Source organism: Streptomyces albicerus, assembly GCF_008905045.1.
GTDB lineage: Bacteria > Actinomycetota > Actinomycetes > Streptomycetales > Streptomycetaceae > Streptomyces > Streptomyces albicerus.
The window spans coordinates 305,384-323,025 of sequence record NZ_VWMY01000002.1 but is presented as its reverse complement, the minus strand read 5'-3'; the positions used below and the strand labels follow the sequence as shown (position 1 = coordinate 323,025).

The 17,642-nt window shown below is 69.7% G+C and carries 15 protein-coding genes; 9 read left to right on the top strand and 6 right to left on the bottom strand.

The features are described 5' to 3' along the window. Both GAS53_RS02995 and GAS53_RS02990 read left to right on the top strand, forming a co-directional pair. The coding region (locus GAS53_RS02995; protein WP_192582913.1) for a cytochrome c oxidase subunit I at window positions 1–1,073 on the top strand (1,073 nt) is incomplete at its 5' end. Between the two features lie 5 nt (window positions 1,074–1,078). Continuing rightward, entirely contained in the window at window positions 1,079–1,420 is a 342-nt protein-coding gene (locus tag GAS53_RS02990; protein WP_151475826.1) for a hypothetical protein, read from the top strand. A gap of 200 nt (window positions 1,421–1,620) precedes the next feature. Here GAS53_RS02990 and GAS53_RS02985 read toward each other — a convergent pair whose 3' ends face one another. Both GAS53_RS02985 and GAS53_RS02980 read right to left on the bottom strand, forming a co-directional pair. Continuing rightward, entirely contained in the window at window positions 1,621–2,289 is a 669-nt protein-coding gene (locus GAS53_RS02985; RefSeq protein ID WP_192582912.1) for an HAD-IA family hydrolase, read from the bottom strand. 46 nt (window positions 2,290–2,335) lie between these two features. Then, window positions 2,336–3,112: an SDR family oxidoreductase gene (locus tag GAS53_RS02980; RefSeq protein WP_151475799.1), complete on the bottom strand. Its 777-nt coding sequence runs from the start codon at window positions 3,110–3,112 to the stop codon at window positions 2,336–2,338. A 103-nt stretch (window positions 3,113–3,215) separates the two neighbouring features. Between GAS53_RS02980 and GAS53_RS02975 the strand changes: the two genes are divergently transcribed. From GAS53_RS02975 to GAS53_RS02970, 3 genes are all read left to right on the top strand, one after another. Next, a complete protein-coding gene (locus GAS53_RS02975; RefSeq protein WP_151475798.1) occupies window positions 3,216–4,085 on the top strand; it encodes a sigma-70 family RNA polymerase sigma factor in 870 nt (289 codons plus the stop codon). 69 nt (window positions 4,086–4,154) lie between these two features. Further along, complete coding sequence (locus tag GAS53_RS54940) at window positions 4,155–4,331, top strand: hypothetical protein (RefSeq protein ID WP_192582911.1); 177 nt, start codon at window positions 4,155–4,157, stop codon at window positions 4,329–4,331. An 86-nt stretch (window positions 4,332–4,417) separates the two neighbouring features. Further along, the gene (locus GAS53_RS02970) at window positions 4,418–5,653 is read left to right on the top strand and encodes a glycosyltransferase (protein ID WP_151475825.1); all 1,236 of its coding nucleotides are present in this window, start codon (window positions 4,418–4,420) and stop codon (window positions 5,651–5,653) included. 35 nt (window positions 5,654–5,688) lie between these two features. Here GAS53_RS02970 and GAS53_RS02965 read toward each other — a convergent pair whose 3' ends face one another. Then, window positions 5,689–7,128 (bottom strand): M6 family metalloprotease domain-containing protein, encoded by a 1,440-nt coding sequence (locus GAS53_RS02965; protein WP_225858680.1) that lies wholly within the window; start codon window positions 7,126–7,128, stop codon window positions 5,689–5,691. Window positions 7,129–7,314: 186 nt separating this feature from the next. Next, the gene (locus GAS53_RS02960; RefSeq protein WP_151475797.1) at window positions 7,315–7,977 is read right to left on the bottom strand and encodes a TetR/AcrR family transcriptional regulator; all 663 of its coding nucleotides are present in this window, start codon (window positions 7,975–7,977) and stop codon (window positions 7,315–7,317) included. Between the two features lie 156 nt (window positions 7,978–8,133). Between GAS53_RS02960 and GAS53_RS02955 the strand changes: the two genes are divergently transcribed. Further along, window positions 8,134–9,384 (top strand): YncE family protein, encoded by a 1,251-nt coding sequence (locus GAS53_RS02955; protein ID WP_151475796.1) that lies wholly within the window; start codon window positions 8,134–8,136, stop codon window positions 9,382–9,384. Here GAS53_RS02955 and GAS53_RS02950 read toward each other — a convergent pair. Both GAS53_RS02950 and GAS53_RS02945 read right to left on the bottom strand, forming a co-directional pair. Continuing rightward, entirely contained in the window at window positions 9,377–11,239 is a 1,863-nt protein-coding gene (locus tag GAS53_RS02950) for a cellulase family glycosylhydrolase (protein ID WP_151475795.1), read from the bottom strand. The two genes, GAS53_RS02955 and GAS53_RS02950, sit on opposite strands and share 8 nt — an antisense overlap. Window positions 11,240–11,326: 87 nt before the next feature. Continuing rightward, the gene (locus tag GAS53_RS02945; protein WP_151475794.1) at window positions 11,327–13,408 is read right to left on the bottom strand and encodes an elongation factor G; all 2,082 of its coding nucleotides are present in this window, start codon (window positions 13,406–13,408) and stop codon (window positions 11,327–11,329) included. 245 nt (window positions 13,409–13,653) lie between these two features. Between GAS53_RS02945 and GAS53_RS02940 the strand changes: the two genes are divergently transcribed. Genes GAS53_RS02940 through GAS53_RS02930 form a run of 3 tightly spaced genes read left to right on the top strand, consistent with a single transcriptional unit; the run spans window position 13,654 to window position 17,416 of the window. After that, window positions 13,654–14,169 carry a (2Fe-2S)-binding protein gene (locus GAS53_RS02940; protein ID WP_151475793.1) on the top strand — a complete coding sequence of 172 codons (516 nt, stop codon included), beginning with the start codon at window positions 13,654–13,656 and terminating at the stop codon, window positions 14,167–14,169. Further along, window positions 14,166–16,559, top strand: a complete 2,394-nt coding sequence (locus tag GAS53_RS02935; protein WP_151475792.1) for a xanthine dehydrogenase family protein molybdopterin-binding subunit — start codon at window positions 14,166–14,168, stop codon at window positions 16,557–16,559. The genes GAS53_RS02940 and GAS53_RS02935 overlap by 4 nt, the downstream gene beginning before the upstream one ends. After that, window positions 16,556–17,416, top strand: a complete 861-nt coding sequence (locus GAS53_RS02930) for an FAD binding domain-containing protein (protein ID WP_151475791.1) — start codon at window positions 16,556–16,558, stop codon at window positions 17,414–17,416. The genes GAS53_RS02935 and GAS53_RS02930 overlap by 4 nt, the downstream gene beginning before the upstream one ends. Window positions 17,417–17,642: the final 226 nt, after the last annotated feature.

Genomic DNA, 17,642 nt, shown 5'->3' with positions numbered 1-17,642 from the left:
TCGTGTGGAATGTGCTGCTCACCGCGGTGCTGGTGCTGCTGGCCTTCCCGGTGCTGGCCGCCGCGCTGTTCGCGCTGGAGGCGGACCGAAAATTCGGTGCCCATATCTTCGACGCCTCCAACGGCGGCGCCTTGTTGTGGCAACACCTGTTCTGGTTCTTCGGCCATCCCGAGGTGTACATCATCGCGCTGCCGTTCTTCGGCATCATCAGCGAGGTCATCCCGGTCTTCTCCCGCAAGCCGATGTTCGGCTACATGGGCCTGATCGGCGCGACCATCGCGATCGCCGGCCTGTCGGTGACGGTGTGGGCGCACCACATGTACGTCACCGGCGGCGTACTGCTGCCCTTCTTCTCCTTCATGACGTTTTTGATCGCGGTGCCGACGGGTGTGAAGTTCTTCAACTGGATCGGCACCATGTGGAAGGGGTCCCTGAGTTTCGAGACCCCGATGCTGTGGGCCACCGGCTTTCTGATCACCTTCACCTTCGGTGGTCTGACCGGGGTGATCCTGGCCTCGCCGCCGATGGACTTCCACGTCTCGGACAGCTACTTCGTGGTGGCGCACTTCCACTACGTGGTGTTCGGCACGGTGGTGTTCGCGATGTTCTCCGGCTTCCACTTCTGGTGGCCGAAGATGACCGGCAAGATGCTCGACGAACGCCTCGGAAAGATCACCTTCTGGACGCTGTTCATCGGCTTCCACGGCACCTTCCTCGTCCAGCACTGGCTGGGTACGAACGGAATGCAGCGCCGGATTCCCGACTATCTGGCCGTGGAGGGCCTGACGGTGCTCAATACGGTCTCCAGTATTTTCTCCTTCCTTCTCGGTCTGTCCCTGCTGCCGTTCTTCTACAACATCTGGAAGACGGCCAAGTACGGCGAGAAGGTCGAGGTCGACGACCCGTGGGGTTACGGCCGTTCGCTGGAGTGGGCGACGTCCTGCCCGCCGCCGCGGCACAACTTCCTCACGCTGCCTCGGATCCGTTCCGAATCCCCGGCCTTCGATCTGCACCACCCGGAAATCGGCGCCATGGGCGCCGAGTTGCCCGCGGCGGAGAGGGCTCTGCGGTGACCGCGATGGACAACCGGCCGATCGACGCGGGCGCCCTGATCAACGAGCTCGAAGGCCATCTGCTGATCGAAGCCACCCGCAGCGAGGGACGGGCCGAAGCCGGGCGCTTCACCCGGCAGTTCGGATGGCTCACCGACAGCCAGCGCGCGGAGGTGGAAGAGCGTTTCGCGGAGGAGTACATCGTGCTCGCGCGGCTTTCCTGGCAGCGCACCGCACAGCGTGGCGCGGAATTGCGGGGCGAGTACGAAGAGACATATCGCGCGCTGCGTCAACGGCTTCTCGCGGTATGCCTGTTCGGCATCGCTCTCCTCATCTCGGCGGTCGTACTGGTCGTTTCGTTCACCTGAGATGCGGAGTCGGGGTACGGCGTATCGCCTCGATCGGCGCCGGCGGCTTCCGGCAGGACCGGGACAGCCGCCGTCGGCGATCGTCGTCGTGACGCTGACGACGGCCAACCGGATTGCTGCGACAGTCCGGTGCGGCGGACAACGTCCCCGTCCGCGCGCCGCTGCACTGTCCCGCCGTGATCGCACCAGCCACACCGTCATCATCCGGCTGCGGCCGCCCCCTCCGGCCGGGCGAAGGCGAGGATGCCTGGGACCGCTTCGCGCAGGCTCCCGAAGTGACGGTGCACGCCGGCCACCGCAACCGCGGCGTTGACCCCCCACACCGTCATGCCGGCCCGCAGCCCCGCCTCGACTCCGGACGGGGCGTCCTCGACAACCAGGCAGTCCTCGGGCCGGGCACCGAGTTGCTCGGCGGCGAGCAGGTAGGGCGCGGGCGACGGTTTGCCTTCTTCCACAGCGGCGGCGTCCACAATGACGCGCGGAACCGGCAGACCCGTCCGAGCAAATCGCCCACGCACCCGGTGCTCGTAGTTCGAGGTCACCAGCGCCCATGCCCCCAACGGCAGGGTGCCCAGCAGTTCCGACGCACCGTCGAAGGCCGCATAGACGCCGGACCGGACGTCCTCGTCCTCCAACTCGTGCAGCGCGGCCAGGCACTCCCTTGGATCCTGGTCCGGAGCCACCTCCGCGAAGGTCTCCATCGGCCGCGTCCGCAGTGCCACCCGACGGACCTCATCCGCGTCCAGTCCGTATCGCCCCGCCCACGCTCTCCAGACCCGGCGCTGGTTGTCCACGGCGTCGATCAACGTCCCGTCGACATCGAAGAGGACGTACTTCCCGGGGCGGGGCCGCACAGGCTCAGTGGTCACGCCGTGATCATGCCAGGAAGCCCCGAACACCATGAGGGGACGGCCCCTAGCCGACCCGCTCTGCGCCGACCCGCTCTGCCAGGAAGTCCTCCCAGGTCCGCTTGCCCACGGTGGTGGCCGACAGGGAGAGGTTCTCGCCGGCCCGGTACGCGCGGCCGGCCTTTCCCGGCATGCGGACCGGCAGCATGGGGCGGCGCTTACCGCTGGCCTTCAGGTATCCGCGGAGCAGGTCGGCCATGCCGTACACCGTCGGTCCCGTCAGGTCCGGCACGCGGCCGGCCGGCTCGCCCAGGGTCAGTTCCACGAGCCGGGCCGCCACATCGCGGGAGTCGACCGGCTGGAACCGGAGTCCGCCCGGGACCGGGATCACCGGCAGCTTCGCCGACCCCTGCACCATCTTCAGGGCCAGGTCGTGGAACTGGGCGGCGCGCAGTGTCGTCCACGGCAGTCCGGAGTCGGCCACGGCACGCTCCGCGCCCAGCTTGGACCGGAAGTAGCCCAGCGGGATCCGGTCCGCGCCGGTGACCGAGATGTAGACCAGGTGCCGTACCCCGGCTCGTGACGCGGCCCGTACCAGGTTGCGGGTCGCCTCGTCGTCGCCCTTGGGGCCGCCCGCGAGATGGAGGACGGTCTCGACTCCGTCCAGGGCGGCCTCGATCCCCTCGCCCTTCCGGAGATCGGCGGTCACGTACTCGATGCCGTCACCGGATTCGCGGCCGTGCCTGCTGAGGACGCGTACGCCGTGTCCGGCCTCCCGCAGAAGCGGGACGACGTGGCTGCCCAGGGTGCCCGTGCCGCCGGTGACCAGGATGGGTGACGTCATGGCTCCTCCTCCATTCACTCGGTCCCGGAGTCGGGCTCCGGGTACCTTCAGCTGGGGTTTCGTGGATCTGCTGCTATGACCCCGGGCGACGAAGGAATGTGACGTGGACGAGCTCGACTGGCTGACAGAGGGCTTCAAGGAACATCGGCCACGCCTTCACGCGGTGGCCTACCGGATGCTCGGCTCGGCGAGCGAGGCCGACGACGCCCTTCAGGACGCCTGGTTGCGGGTCGGTCGCGCCGACACCGACAGCGTGGAGAACCTCGGCGGGTGGCTGACGACGGTGGTGGCGCGGGTGTGCCTGAACATGCTGCGCTCCCGTGAGCATCGGCGCGAGGAGCCTCTGGACACGGCCCCCGAACGCGAGGACGGGCGCGACCCCGAACAGGAGGCGATCCTGGCCGACTCGGTCGGGGTGGCGATGCTGGTGGTGCTCGACACGCTGTCTCCGGCCGAGCGGCTCGCCTTCGTACTGCACGACATGTTCGCCGTGCCGTTCGACGAGATCGGGCCGATGCTGGAGCGCTCTCCGGCCGCCGTCAGACAGCTCGCGAGCCGTGCCCGGCGCCGGGTCAAGGGGGCCTCACCGCTGCCCGAGGCCGATCTGACCCGGCGGCGTCACATCGTGGACGCCTTCCTGGCCGCCACCCGCGGCGGCAACTTCGAGGCGCTGGTCGCGCTGCTCCATCCCGACGTGGTCCTCCACGCCGACAAGGCGGTCGTCCCGACGCCGGAACCCGTCGTGGTCCGCGGTGCGCACACCGTGGCCGAGGGCGCGATGGCCGCCACGGGACGGGCCCGGTTCACCGGTCCCGCGCTGGTGAACGGCTCGGTCGGACTCGCGATGGCTCCCCGCGGGCGGCTGTTCCTGGTGCTCGCCTTCACGGTCACGGACGACATGATCACCGAGATCGACGTGATCGCGGACCCGGACCGTCTCGGCGAACTGGAGCTCGCGGTGCTCGACGACTGATGAAAATCACCCTCTTCCGCGGCGACGTACAGTTGTGCGGACAGTGTCGACCGAGGAGGGCGGGACGTCATGGCGAACCCCGAAGAGGTTCAGGAGGCCGCCGAGGCGGCGCGCCAGGCTCGGTTCGGCAAGCTGCCGGAGCGGATACAGCCGGAGGACACGGTCCAGGAGGTCCCGGCCACGGCTCCCGACCCGGCGAAGGACACGTACAACCCCGACGAGTGGCTCATTCGTAACGTTGGCTGATCCGGCAGCCTCTGTGGGCTGATGGCGCAGACGGCGGGACGTGTCCCGCCGTCGGCGCCATACTTGCCGTCGTGCGAGTAGCGATCATGACGGCGGGGTCGCGGGGCGACGCCGCGCCGTATACGGGACTTGGGCACGGACTGGCGCGGGGCGGGCACGAAGTCACGGTGGTGACGCACGCCTGCTTCGAACCGCTGGTGGCGGCCGCGGGGGTGGGATTTCATCCGCTGCCCGTCGATCCGCGGGCGGAACTGGAGTCCGTACGCGGGCTGGCGCTGCATCGCAGTGGCACCGGTGTCGGGAAGCTGGCCCGAGTGGTCGAGATGGCCAGGTCGCTGGTGGGGCGGATGGCGGACGATCTGGTGGCCGCGGCCGGAGCCGCCGATGTGCTGCTCTTGTCGAGTTCACTTGGGCCCCTCGGTCATGCCATCGCCGAGGGGCACGCGTTGCCGAGCATGGGCGTCTATCTCCAACCGCTCGCCCCCACAGGGGAGTTCGCGCCGCCGGTGATCGGCACCCGCTCGCTGGGCCCGGCCGGGAACCGGCTGGCGGGGCGGGCCGTCAACGTCGCCGTCGAGCGCATCTTCGCCGACACCACGCGGGCGTTGCGGGCACGGCTCGGCCTGCCGCCCCTCGGTTCGCGTGCCGCCCGGCGTGCCCGTGAGCGGCAGAACTGGCCGGTCCACCACGGCTTCAGCCCGCTGGTGGTGCCCCGGCCCCGCGACTGGCGGCCCGGACTGGACATCGCCGGGTACTGGTGGCCGTACGACGATCTCGAACCCCAACTCCCGGACGAACTCCGGGACTTCCTGGACGCAGGGCCGCCTCCGGTGTTCTTCGGTCTGGGCAGCGCGACGGTGCCCGATCCCGGGCGGCTGAGCGAGGAGGTCGCATCGGCCCTGCGCGCGGCCGGGGTGCGTGGTGTCGTGCAGCGGGGCTGGGCCGGGCTGTGCGCCACCGGCGACGACATGTTCACCGTGGACGAGGTGCCGCACTCGGCGCTGTTCCCACGGATGGCCGCCGTGATCCACCACGCGGGCGCGGGCACGACCGCCGCCGCGCTGCGGGCCGGGGTCCCGGCCGTGCCCGTACCGATCCAGTTCGACGAGGCGTTCTGGGCCGCGCGGCTCGTCTCGCTCGGGGTGGCTCCGGCGGCGCTTCCACTGCGCAGGCTCACCGCCGGCGCGCTCGGCGCTGCCGTGACTCGTGCTGTCACCGACCCGGCGTACGCGCGCCGCGCGAAGGCGCTGGCCGGCCGGCTCCGGGACGAGGACGGGGTGGGCCCCGTCCTCGCCGCCGTGGACCGGTTGGCCGGAGGCTGACGCTTCGGGCGGAGCCGACGCGTCTCCGGGAGCTGCTACGCCACGGTGATGTTCACCGTCATCTCGTCGGCCCCGGGTGTGCCCACGGTCTCGATCGTGACGCCCGTCCAGGTGCCCTGGGGCAGGTTCAGCGCCGGAACCGTCTTCTCGCCGACCGTGGTGTTGTCCTTGAACGGGTACAGGTCGTCGCTGTCACCGCGGTTGCCCCGGCCGAACATCCGGGAGAGGTCGCCCCGCCCGTCCGCCTGAAGCAGCTCGATGGCCAGGTTCTGCTCGTCGTTGACGTTGTCGATCGACTCGTCGACGACGTAGACGGCGACTCCCTCGTCGGGCAGGAAGGCGTCCTGGCCGCGGCGGCGACGGTACTCGACGAGGATGTACTGGTTGTCGGACATCGTCGCGGGGTTCTGGATGAACACCGCGTCGCCGTCCTCGGCGGCGGGCCGCAGCCTGATGTCCCGGGTGGTCTTGTTCACCACCTGGGGCTCGATCCAGCCGTGGAACATCCGCAGCATGGCGGTCGGGAACACCGGCGTCAGACCGCCGTTGCCCCATGAACCGCCCGCCATCAGGCAGTAGTTGCCGAGCCCGGCCGAGCGGGTCAGCTGCTGCTGCCCGGTGTCGTAGTAGTCGGCCCAGCGTGCCGCGAGGTGACCCCACTCATGGGCGCAGACGCCGACCGCGCAGTCCTCGGGCACGGTCAGGAAGGTGCGGACCGACAGCCCGGGCGCGACCTCGACGCCGTCCGGGATCGTCCACTTGAGGCTCCACAGGTCGCCGCGCTGGGTCGTCTGCTCGGCGCCGCGTCCGGCGTGGATGACGAACAGGGCGGTGACGACACCCTCGTCGAGCGCGTCGTAGGGGGTGAAGTCGACTCCGGCGTCACGGGCCGCCAGTACGGCGTCACGGGCCAGCCCCTGGGCGTTGCGGGGGAAGTTGGCGTTCATGCCGGAGTTGCCGTCGGCGTAGAAGGAGAGCGGCTGCGGCATCCGGAACCAGCCGTGCACCGCGCCCTGGACGTCGATGCCCGTGCCGGGCGACGTGTCGAAGGCGCTGACCTGGCGGTAGAACGAGCGCATGCTGCCGGTCGGGAACTCGTCGAGGCCGAAGAGCATGCTGTCGTAGTGACCGGGGCCGTGGTCGGCCTCGTGCGGTCGGTCGGGGAAGTCGACGAGCAGCACCAACGTCCGGATGGTGCCCCGGAGTTGGGTGGGCGGCCGGGTGATCAGCTGCTTGTCGGTGCTGGGGCCCGGTTCGACCGCTCCGTCGTCGAGGCCGACGAGGTTCTCGCCCCGCCGTCCCGCGCGCCACACGGTGTAGTACTCCTCGAACGTCATGTTCTTGGGCAGGCGCCGGTCCTTGCGCAGTTCGAGATAGCGTGCGTACAGCTGCGCCAGGGCCTGGGGCGACAGCGGTACCGGGCAGGCCGCGGCACCGTGGTGGGCCGGTCGTACGGGGCTGAGCGTATGGCGCATCAGGCACCCCCTTCAGGGGACGGATCCCCTCTTGCCGGACACGAAAGATCCAGAAAAATCAGGCCATGTGAAGGCCGTACGCCTTGTCATAGTTGTGGGCGGGTTTTCTGTCAATGTCCGGCCATACGGCGGTACTTGGACTCGGTGAAGCGGAATCCATCAGTCCCGGCCCGCCCCCCACCGGACCTACGCGCCCTCCGGTCGCCAGCCCGCCGGTCGAAGGATCCCCAGGAGTAGTCCGACGAGTTCGTCCACGACCTCGTCGAGGCTCGCGTCGACCCAACCCGAACTCCAGTCGTGCAGCAGGCCGTTGACGCTGCCGATGAACGCCGCGGCGGCGACGCGGTAGTCGCGGGGCGCCGCCTCGCCCCGTTCCGCGGCGGCCGCGGCCTCGGCGCAGATGAACTCGACCCAGCGGGAGCGGCGGGCCAGTCGCTGCCGCTCGAGGCGCGGACTGACGCCGATGATCTCGACAAAGGTGATGCGCAGGCGGCGCGGGTCGCCGGTGACGTTGGCGGCGTAGGCGCGGAAGGCCGCCGTGGCGCGTTCCGCGATCGGCTGCCCTTCCACCTCGCCGAGGCCGGCCAGGGCTGCCTCCTCGGCCCAGTCGTTGACCTGGAGGTGGAGGGCGGCCAGCACGTCCTCCAGGGTGCGGAACTCCTCGTAGAACTGGCGGGTGGACAGACCGGCCGTCTCACTCAGGGCGGAGACGGTGGTGGCGCGGTAGCCGGGGGCGTCTCCGAAGAGCTGGAGCCCGGCGTCCAGAAATCTTCGGCGCCGTTCGGACTTTCGCTCTTCGGCGGTCTTGCCGCCATAACGGCCGGTCGGGGCTCTGAGTCTGCCCGCCACTGAACCTCCCTGATCGGTCCGACGGCCAATTTTGTCCTGTCCGGAGTCTTGTGGAGAGGGGCCCCCGCTCCTTACTTTCCAGTAAGTCCAATCTGAACGTGCGCGTTTTCAGAATCTCCCCCTTGTCATGCTCCCCACAAATAGGAGAGATCGGTCATGTCTGCCCTCAGAGCCCGGCACGTCTGGTCCATCGCGGCCGCCCTCGCCCTGACCGTCACCGCACCGGCCACCGCGGCCGGCGCGCCGACCGCCTCCGCCGATCTGCGGGAGGTGATGTTCGTCGGCAACAACTGGGACGGCACCGCCGATGTCATCAAGTCCGGCGGCGACTTCGCGAAGATCGGCCGGATCAACGTCATCCCGGACAAGGAGGAGCGGCTGGCGGAGATCAACGCCGACCCGATCAAGTGGATCTACTTCCTCGCCATCCGCAACGGCGTCGGGGAGGGCCACGACCAGTTCGTCGACGACATGTACTCCACGCCGGACGGCTCGGCCATGGTGGTCTCGCGGCCCAGCTTCGCCGACGTCGTCTCGATCGACCTCGCGACCGGAAACATCAACTGGCGCTTCCCCGTGTCGGGTTACCGGTCCGACCACATGGCGGTCTCCCCCGACGGCAAGCGGGTCGCCGTCTCGGCCTCGATCTCCAACACCGTGCACGTCCTCGACATCACCACCGGCAAGCAGGTCGGCTCGTTCGAGACCGGTGCCAAGCCGCACGAGAACGTCTTCAGCAGCGACGGCAAGTACATCTGGAACATGTCGATCGGTGACGTGAACACCGCCCTCGACGAGCCGTGGCTGGACTGGACGAAGGGCGACCGCCGCATCACGCTCGTCGACGCGAACACGTACAAGCAGGTCAAGGTCATCGACATGCGCGAGCGGCTCGACGCCTTCGGCCGCAGCGACCTGTCGGACGCCGTGCGCCCCGTCGCGTTCACACCGGACGAGTCGAAGCTCTACTTCCAGGTGTCCTTCTTCAACGGCTTCCTGGAGTACGACGTCGCCTCCGACAAGATCACCCGCGCCAAGACCCTCCCGAAGAACCCCGCGACCAGCGAGGACCGTACGACCTGGGTCAACGACTCGCGCCACCACGGCATGTCGATGAGCCCCGACGGCAAGAAGCTGTGCATCGCGGGCACGATGGACGACTACGCGACGGTCGTCGACCGGGCCTCGCTCCAGGAGGGCCCGCTCGTCACCGCCTCGAAGCCCTACTGGGCCACGGTGAGCGGTGACGGCAAGTCCTGCGTGATCTCCGAGAGCGGCTCCGACCAGGTCACCGCCATCGACTTCGCCACCGGGAAGAAGACGGTGTCGGTGTCGGTCGGCGACCACCCGCAGCGCGTGCGTCTCGCGCACGTCGCCGCGGGCTGGACGGGACCGGCCGCTAACTGACCGCGTTGGCGGCCCAGTTGGCCAGCTCCGTCCGCGCGGCGCTCAGCAGCCCCGCGGACGGAGCCGTCGCGCCGTTGGTGACCAGGGCGTAGTGCAGGGTGCCCGAGTCGGGTGCGGTCAGCAGCAGTCGGCGGCTGCCCGTGCCACCCGGCTCGGCCGCGACCGCGACCGGCGTGGTCCTCGTGTAAGCGGGCGGCGCGGCCGTCACTCCGAGGTCGGACACCACCGTCGTGGAGGCGGTCGGGAAGGACGCGGGCAGATGCAGTTCGGTGGGCTCCGCGCTGCCGTCCGAGCGCCACAACAGGAGCGAGTACTGTCCGGATCCCACCAGCTCGGCCACGCGCGGAAGTGAACTCGGGACCGGGTTCCAGGTCAGGGTCGTGGAGCCGTCCCGCGAACGGTCCTCGTAGGTGAAGGCGACCGTCTTGCCCGCCGTAGCGCTCGGGTAGACCCGGTCGAGGAGCCGGGCGTCCTGGCGCAGTACGGCCTTGCCCGAGTCGTCGAGGCGTACGGCCGAGAGGTCCTCGTCGTTCCAGGCGTCACCGGCGGTGAGCACCTTGTCGGGGTTGCCGTTCATCAGCTCTTTGTGGCGGCCGTTGTAGATGTCCCACTGCCACTGCGAACCGGACAGGACGGGACCCGACTGAGCGGGCTTGGACCACCAACTGGCCCCCGGTACACGGGAGTCGAGGGCCTGGTACATCGCCTTGAGGACGGTCGGCGCCTTGTCGGAGACGTTCCCCGCGAGTGGGTGGCCGAACTCGCTGATGATCCCCGCCGTGCCGGCGGCCGCGGCCCGGTCGCGGACGGTCCCGAAGTCGGTGGCGTACTGCCCGTCACCCGCCTTGCCCCACATGAAGATGCCCGAGATCGCCTTCTGGTCGTAGAAGTGGGTGTTGAAGACGTAGTCCGGCCCGAGTTTGCCCGCGTCGAGGAGGCCGCCCTCCTGCTTCTGGAAGTCGAGGTTGGCGTTCCAGAAGAGGTTCGGCTCCACGAAGGCGGGCTTGTCCTGCCAGCCCGCCGCGTCCATCCGCGCCCGGAACTTCTCATAGAACGGCCACAGGACGTCCTTCTCCCAGGCGCGGCTGGTCTGGCCGGAGTCGTAGGTGCCGGCGTGGGGCTCGTTGTACGGGTCGAAGCCGATGACGCCCGCGAACTGGGCGTCGGTCAGGTGCTGTTCGACGTACGCCATGGTGCGCTGGGCGGTGGTGAGGAAGGCGTCCTGGAGTCCGTAGGCGTTGTGCCAGAAGTCGTGGGACGCCTCCGTCACGGCCGCGTTCGACGTGATGTTCTGGCCCCAGAAGGGGCAGATGCCGCAGTACTCGTCCGGGTAGTCGCCCGCGTCGACGGCCCACTTGGGGGCGCCGTCGCCGGTGTACCAGCTGTCGGGGTCGAAGAGGTGCCGGGAGTAGAGGTCCTGGTGGAAGTCCGGGTAGACGCGGATTCCGGCGTCCAGGAAGGCACGCATCTGGTCGGTGGCGGCTGCGAGATACGCGGTGTCCACCTGGCCGCGGACGGGTTCGGCGTACGCCCAGGAGAGCAGGAAGCGGACCGAGTTGCCGCCACCGAGGGCACGCAGCGCGGTGGCGGACTTCTTGGCGTCGGCGACGGAGGCGAACGGCAGGCCGTGGTTCTCGTCGAGTTTGGTCTCGCCGGAGACGTTGTAGCCGCGCAGGACGACCTCGCGGCCGAGGCCGTCGGTGAAGCGGCCGTTCTGGACGGTGAGGGTCGCCGCGGCGGCCGGGTCGAACCAGAGGTCGTCAGGGAGGGCGGAGGCGGGCTGGGCTCCGGTGGTCGTCAGGAGGCCGGTGAGGAGTACGAGGACGCCGAGCAGATGCGCACGCAACTTCGACATGTCCACAACAGTCCCGCGCGCATCTTTGGCCCGTCAATACTCCTGACTTGAGAGTAAGTCACGTTTTTCGCAGGGACGTTATGACGATCACCCGCTGACTCTCCGCGTCACGTTCAGTAGATACTCCTTGCGGTTGAGCGGGTTGTGATCGGTTCGCGGCCGCTCCGGGACCGTGCCGCGCGCGACCGGCGCATAGTGGTCGAAGGCGGACTCCAGCTCGCCCTCGCCACGGGTCAACGCCGGTAGCTGCTGCTCCAGTTCGTGTACCTGGGCCGCGGGGACCGCGCCCTCCAGCACGCATGCCCTGCCCCGGGTCTCGGTCGTCTGCGGCACGGCCCGCAGCCTGGCGAGGACCGGCAGGAGCGCGCCCAGCATGTCCGCCGGGGCTTCGAGGCGGAAGCGGTGCATCGGCTCGTACACCTGGGTGCCGGCCCGCCGCAGCGCGTCCATCAGGACGAGCGGAGTGAGTCCGCGGAAGTCGGCCCCCGTGCTCGACATGCTCTTGTCGAAGCCCTGGTGCGCGTGGCTCTGCCGGGGCGAGTAGCCGGAGTGCGTCATGCTGACCGTGCAGTCGGAGACCTGCCAGCCGTGGATTCCCTGGGTCAGCGTCTCCTTCACGGTGTCCTCGACGGCCTTGAAGAAGGCGTACGGCATCGACCCGAGCTCGACCTCCAGCCGGAACTCCACGCCGGAGCCGACCGGTGCCGGGTCGACGCGCAGTCCGACCGTCGCGAGGAACGGGTTGGGGTCCTTCCCGTTGAACTCGACCGCCTCGCCGCTGCCGACGGGCCGTTCGACGCAGATCGTCGTCGTCTCACGGAAGTCGACGTCCAGGCCGAACTCGTCGGCGAGGGTCGCCTGGATGACCTCCTTCTGCACCTCGCCGTAGAGGGACACGGAGATCTCCTGGCGCTTCTCGTCCTGGCGCAGGTTGATCAGCGGGTCCTGCTCGGCGAGTTGGGTGAGCGCGGTGTGCAGGGCGCCCTTGTCGGCGGTACGGCGGGGCACGACGACCGTTTCGAGTGTCGGCGGGGAGAAGTGGTGCCGCTCGCCGGACTGGCGCCGTGGCCCCTCCGCCGACTGCTCCCCCGGCTCCTCTCGCGACCACTCCCCCGACTGCTGACGCGGTACGCCGATGGTGTCGCCGATGCGGATGTCGCCGAGGCCCCAGAGCTTGCCGATCCGTCCGGCGGACACGGACGTCTCCTGGACTGCGGAGCCCCGCTCGAAGACGCTGATCGCGGTGACCTTCCCCTCCCTGTCGCGTCCGCCACCGCCACCGCCACCGTCGCCCTCGCCGTCGCCGTCGCCGAAGGTCAGCCGGTCCCGGGTGCGTACGGTGCCCGAGAACATCCGCGCGTACGCGATCTTCTCCCCCGCAGGTCCCCGCTCGACCTTGAAGACGGTCCCGGACACCGGGCCGTCGGGCTTCCCGTCGGCGGCCGGCAAGAGTTCCTTGATGCCGGAGATCAGCCCGTCCATGCCCGCGCCCGTGATGGCGGAGCCGAAGAACACCGGGTGGACCAGCGTCCGCCGGGTCTGCTCGGCGAGGGAGGCACGGAGTTGCCCGTACGAGACGGTGTCCTCGACGTACGAGGTCAGCAGCGCGTCGTCATGCGCCGAGAGGACGTCGAGCATGCCGGCGGTGAACCCGGTGTGCGCGGTGGCGCGGGCGTCGCGCGTGCTGATGCCGTCGACCCGGCCCATCGGCACGATCGCCGGAGTGAGCCGTTCCGAGATGCTCCTGAGCACGCGGTCCGTGTCGGCCCCGCGACGGTCGATCTTGTTCACGAAGATCAGCGTCGGAATGCGCAGCCGCCGCAGCGTCCGCATCAGTACGCGCGTCTGCGCCTGCACGCCTTCCACGGCCGAGATCACGAGGACCGCGCCGTCGAGCACGCTCAGTACCCGCTCCACCTCGGCGATGAAGTCCGGATGGCCGGGTGTGTCGATCAGATTTACGATGATGTCGTCGATCGCGAAGGACACGACGGCGGACTTGATCGTGATACCTCGCCGGCGTTCCAGCGCCAGGGAGTCGGTCTGGGTGCTGCCGTCATCGACGCTGCCGATCTCGTCGATGACACCGACGGTGTACAGCAGTCGCTCGGTCAGGCTTGTCTTACCGGCGTCTACGTGCGCCAGAATTCCCAGGTTCAGCATGTGCACCGGGCGTCATGTCCTTTGGAGTGGGAGTGATTCCTTCCTGGGTGGACATGAACGGTGCGCGCATTGCTGCTCCTTGATCTCTGCCGAGTGGTCCCTTGCAGTCCAGCAGGCGGTGACGCGCGGAGGCAACGGATTAACGCTCAACAAAGGCCTGCCGCAGCACTCGCCCGTCCCGGGACGCGGTCCTAGAGTGACGCACATCACGTCCGGTGGCTGATTTCCCTCACGGCTCCCTGGGAGGGCACATGACCCGCATCTCGGTGAAGGTGGACGGCACGACGTACGAGGACGAGGTGGAGCCCCGTCTTCTGCTGATCCACTATCTGCGTGACCGGCTCGGTCTGACCGGCACCCCGATTGGCTGCGACACCTCCAACTGCGGGGCCTGCACGGTCGACCTGGACGGAGAGACCGTCAAGAGCTGCTCCGTCCTCGCGGTCCAGACCGACGGGAGCGAAGTGACCACCGTCCAGGGGCTCGCCACGAACGGGGAGTGGCATCCCCTGCAGACGGCGTTCCACGAGCGGCACGCCCTGCAGTGCGGGTACTGCACCCCGGGGATGATCATGGCCGCGCGTGGCCTCCTCCGCGAGAACCCCCACCCGAGCGCGGACGCCGTACGGCATGCCCTGGAGGGCAACCTCTGCCGGTGCACCGGCTACCAGAACATCGTGCGCGCGGTCCTCGCCGCCTCCGAAGCCTCCGCATCCTCTCCGGCTTCCGCGTCCTCTACGGCTTCCGGACAGGAGGTCACGACATGAGCGAGCAGCTCACCGAGCGCGAGGTCGGCCGCTCCCGTCCCCGCAAGGAGGACGCCCGGCTCGTCACCGGCCAGACCAACTGGACCGACAACATCAGCGTCAACGGACTGCTGCACCTGGCGATCCTGCGCAGCCCGATGGCGCATGCCCGGATCGACCGCGTCGACGTCGCGCCCGCGCTCGAACGACCCGGCGTCATCGCCGCGTTCACCGGGCGCGATCTCTCGGAGGGCACCGCGTCGCTGCCGTGCGCCTGGCCGGTGACCGAGGACATCGTGCTGCCCGACCACCCGGCTGTCGCGGTCGACGAGGTGCGATACGCGGGCGACCCGGTGGCGGTCGTCGTGGCCCGCGACCGGTACGCGGCCGCCGACGCGCTCGAAGCGATCGAGGTCGACTACGAGCCGCTGCCCCCGGTGCTCGACCTGGAGGCCGCGCTCACCGACGGCGCCCCGCTGGTCCACGCCGACAAAGGCACCAACCGCTGCTTCGTCTGGCCGCTGGCCACCGGTGAGAACTACGAGACGGTCAAACAGCGCGCCGATGTCGTCCTGCACCGCCGCTACCTCCAGCAGCGCCTCATCCCCAATGCCATGGAGCCGCGCGCGGTGGTCGTCACCCCGCTCCCCGCGTCCGGCGAATACACCGTGTACTCGGCGACCCAGGTCCCGCACGTCCTGCGGGTGATGCTGTCCATGGTCACCGGCGTGCCCGAGCAGAAACTGCGCGTGATCGCCCCCGACGTCGGCGGCGGCTTCGGCTCCAAGCTCCAGGTGTACGGCGAGGAGGTCATCGCCCTCGACGTCGCGCGGCGCCTCGGACGGCCGGTCAAATGGACCGAGACCCGCTCCGAGGGCTACCTCGCCACCCACCACGGGCGCGGCCAGATCCAGGACATCGAGATCGCCGCGACCCGCGAGGGCAAACTGCTCGGCCTGAAGGTCGATCTGCTCGCCGACATGGGCGCCTACCTGATGCTCGTCACGCCGGGCATCCCGATCCTGGGCGCCTTCATGTACCCGGCGATCTACAAGATGGACGCGTACGACTTCACGTGCACGGGTGTGTTCACGACGCGCACGCCCACGGACGCGTACCGGGGCGCCGGGCGCCCGGAGGCCACGTACGCCATCGAGCGGATCATGGACGAGCTGGCCGTCGAAGTCGGCCTGGATCCGGTGGAGTTGCGGCGCCGGAACTGGATCGGGCACGAGGAGTTCCCGTACACGTCGATCTCCGGTCTGACGTACGACAGCGGCAACTACGAGGCCGCCACCGACAAGGCCCTCGCCCTCTTCGGATACGACGAGCTGCGGGCCGAGCAGGTCAAGCGCAACGAGAGCGGTGACTCCGTGCGGCTCGGCATCGGCGTGTCGACGTACACCGAGATGTGCGGGCTCGCGCCGAGCCGGGTGCTGCGGGATCTGCGGTACGCGGCGGGCGGCTGGGAGGCGGCGAGCATCCGCATGCTGCCCACCGGCAAGGTCGAAGTGGTCACCGGCACCAGTCCGCACGGACAGGGGCACGAGACCTGCTGGAGCCAGATCGCCGCCGACGCGCTCGGGGTGCCCTTCGAGGACGTCGAGGTCGTGCACGGCGACACCAAGGCCGCGCCACAGGGCATGGACACGTACGGGTCGCGGTCGCTCGTCGTCGGAGGCGCGGCCGTCCATCACGCGGCCCAGAAGGTGGTCGCCAAGGCGCGGAAGGTGGCCGCGCATCTGCTGGAGGCCAACGAGCACGACCTGGAGTTCACGCAGGGCGTGTTCTCCGTGAAGGGGTCGCCCGAGGCCCGCAGGACGATCCAGGAGGTCGCCTTCGAGACGTTCTCCTCGCACGATCTGCCCGACGGCATGGAACCGACCATCAACGCCGAGCACCTGGTCGACCCGGAGAACTTCTCCTATCCGCACGGCACGCACCTGTGCGCCGTCGAGGTCGACACGGAGACCGGGCGGACCTCGATCCGTTCCTACGTCTGTGTCGACGACGTCGGCCGCGTCATCAACCCGGTGATCGTCGAGGGGCAGGTGCACGGCGGGCTCGCCCAGGGCATCGCGCAGGCGCTGTACGAGGAGGCGGTGTACGACGACGAGGGCAACCTCGTCTCCGGCACCATGGCCGACTACCTGGTGCCCTCCGCGCCGGACCTGCCGGAGTTCACGACCGGCCGCACGGAGACGCCCGCAACCTCGAACCCCTTGGGGGTCAAGGGAGTCGGCGAGGCCGGGACGATCGCCTCGACGCCCGCGGTCGTCAACGCGATCGTGGACGCCCTGCGACCGCTGGGCGTCCAGGACATCGCGATGCCGTGTTCGCCCGGGCGGGTCTGGGAGGCCCTGCAGTCCGCTCAATCGAGGGAGTCAGGGAAGGAGGCCCAGTCGTCATGATTCCTCCGGCATTCGAGTACGCCAGGCCGGCGAGCGTCGACGAGGCCGTACGGACGCTCGCGGACGCGGGCGAGGACGCCAAGGTGCTGGCCGGCGGGCAGAGCCTGCTGCCGCTGCTGCGGCTGCGGCTCGCCTTCCCCGAACTGGTCGTCGACGTCGGCCGGATCCCCAGCCTGCGCGGGGTGTGCGAGGACGGCGACTCACTTGTCGTCGGCGCGATGACCACGCACCACGACGTCATCGCCGATCCGCTGGTACGCCGGCACGCCGGCCTCCTCGCGGCGGCCACGGCAACGGTCGCCGACCCCGCCGTACGCCACCGGGGCACCCTCGGCGGCTCGCTCGCGCACGCCGATCCGGGCGGTGATCTGCCGGCGGTGGCGCTCGCGCTCGGCGCGGAGCTGGTCGCGGTGGGACCGCAGGGTCAACGAACCATCCCGGCACGGGAGTTCTTCGTCGACTACCTCCAGACCGCGCTGCGGCCGGACGAGTTGCTGGTGGAAGTGCGGCTGCCGAAGACCGACGAGTCCGCCGGGTGGGGCTTCCACTACGAGAAGTTCAGCCGGGTGGCCCAGGCCTGGCCCATGGTCGGCGTGGCGGCGCTCGTGCGGCGCGACAACGGGCACATCGCCGAGGCGCGGATCGGGCTCAGCAACATGGGGTCCACTCCGCTGCGGGCCTCGGCGACCGAGGAAGCGCTCGCCGGGGCGGCTGCGGACGGAGTCGCGCGGGCCGCCCAGTCGGCGGCGGAGGGGACCCGGCCGTCCGCCGATGCCTCGGCCTCGCCCGAGTACCGGGCCCACCTCGCCCGCGTGCTCACGCGACGGGCGGTGCTGGCCGCCGCGGGGATGGGGTGAGGGCCGATCGCGCGTATGGAGGGCTCAGGGTCCGAGCCGGCGTCCGGGCACGCTGAGAGCTTGGCCGCCGAGGGACTGCCCGACGACGGCTCGGGCGACAGCGGCACGGCCGAGGAGGGCGGGTCCCACGGCGGCTCGGCCGACGCCGGCTCGGCCGACGCCGGCTCGGCCAAAGACAGTGGATCGGCCGATGACGTACGTCCCGACGGCCGTTCTGCCGAGGGCA

Bases quoted from the DNA above. Each gene is read 5' to 3' on its own strand.
- GAS53_RS02980 (WP_151475799.1), bottom strand. From the start codon at position 3,112: ATGACGTCACCCATCCTGGTCACCGGCGGCACGGGCACCCTGGGCAGC.
- GAS53_RS02955 (WP_151475796.1), top strand. From the start codon at position 8,134: ATGTCTGCCCTCAGAGCCCGGCACGTCTGGTCCATCGCGGCCGCCCTC.
- GAS53_RS54940 (WP_192582911.1), top strand. From the start codon at position 4,155: ATGGCGAACCCCGAAGAGGTTCAGGAGGCCGCCGAGGCGGCGCGCCAG.
- GAS53_RS02965 (WP_225858680.1), bottom strand. From the start codon at position 7,128: ATGCGCCATACGCTCAGCCCCGTACGACCGGCCCACCACGGTGCCGCG.
- GAS53_RS02940 (WP_151475793.1), top strand. From the start codon at position 13,654: ATGACCCGCATCTCGGTGAAGGTGGACGGCACGACGTACGAGGACGAG.
- GAS53_RS02950 (WP_151475795.1), bottom strand. From the start codon at position 11,239: ATGTCGAAGTTGCGTGCGCATCTGCTCGGCGTCCTCGTACTCCTCACC.
- GAS53_RS02970 (WP_151475825.1), top strand. From the start codon at position 4,418: ATGACGGCGGGGTCGCGGGGCGACGCCGCGCCGTATACGGGACTTGGG.
- GAS53_RS02990 (WP_151475826.1), top strand. From the start codon at position 1,079: ATGGACAACCGGCCGATCGACGCGGGCGCCCTGATCAACGAGCTCGAA.
- GAS53_RS02930 (WP_151475791.1), top strand. From the start codon at position 16,556: ATGATTCCTCCGGCATTCGAGTACGCCAGGCCGGCGAGCGTCGACGAG.
- GAS53_RS02935 (WP_151475792.1), top strand. From the start codon at position 14,166: ATGAGCGAGCAGCTCACCGAGCGCGAGGTCGGCCGCTCCCGTCCCCGC.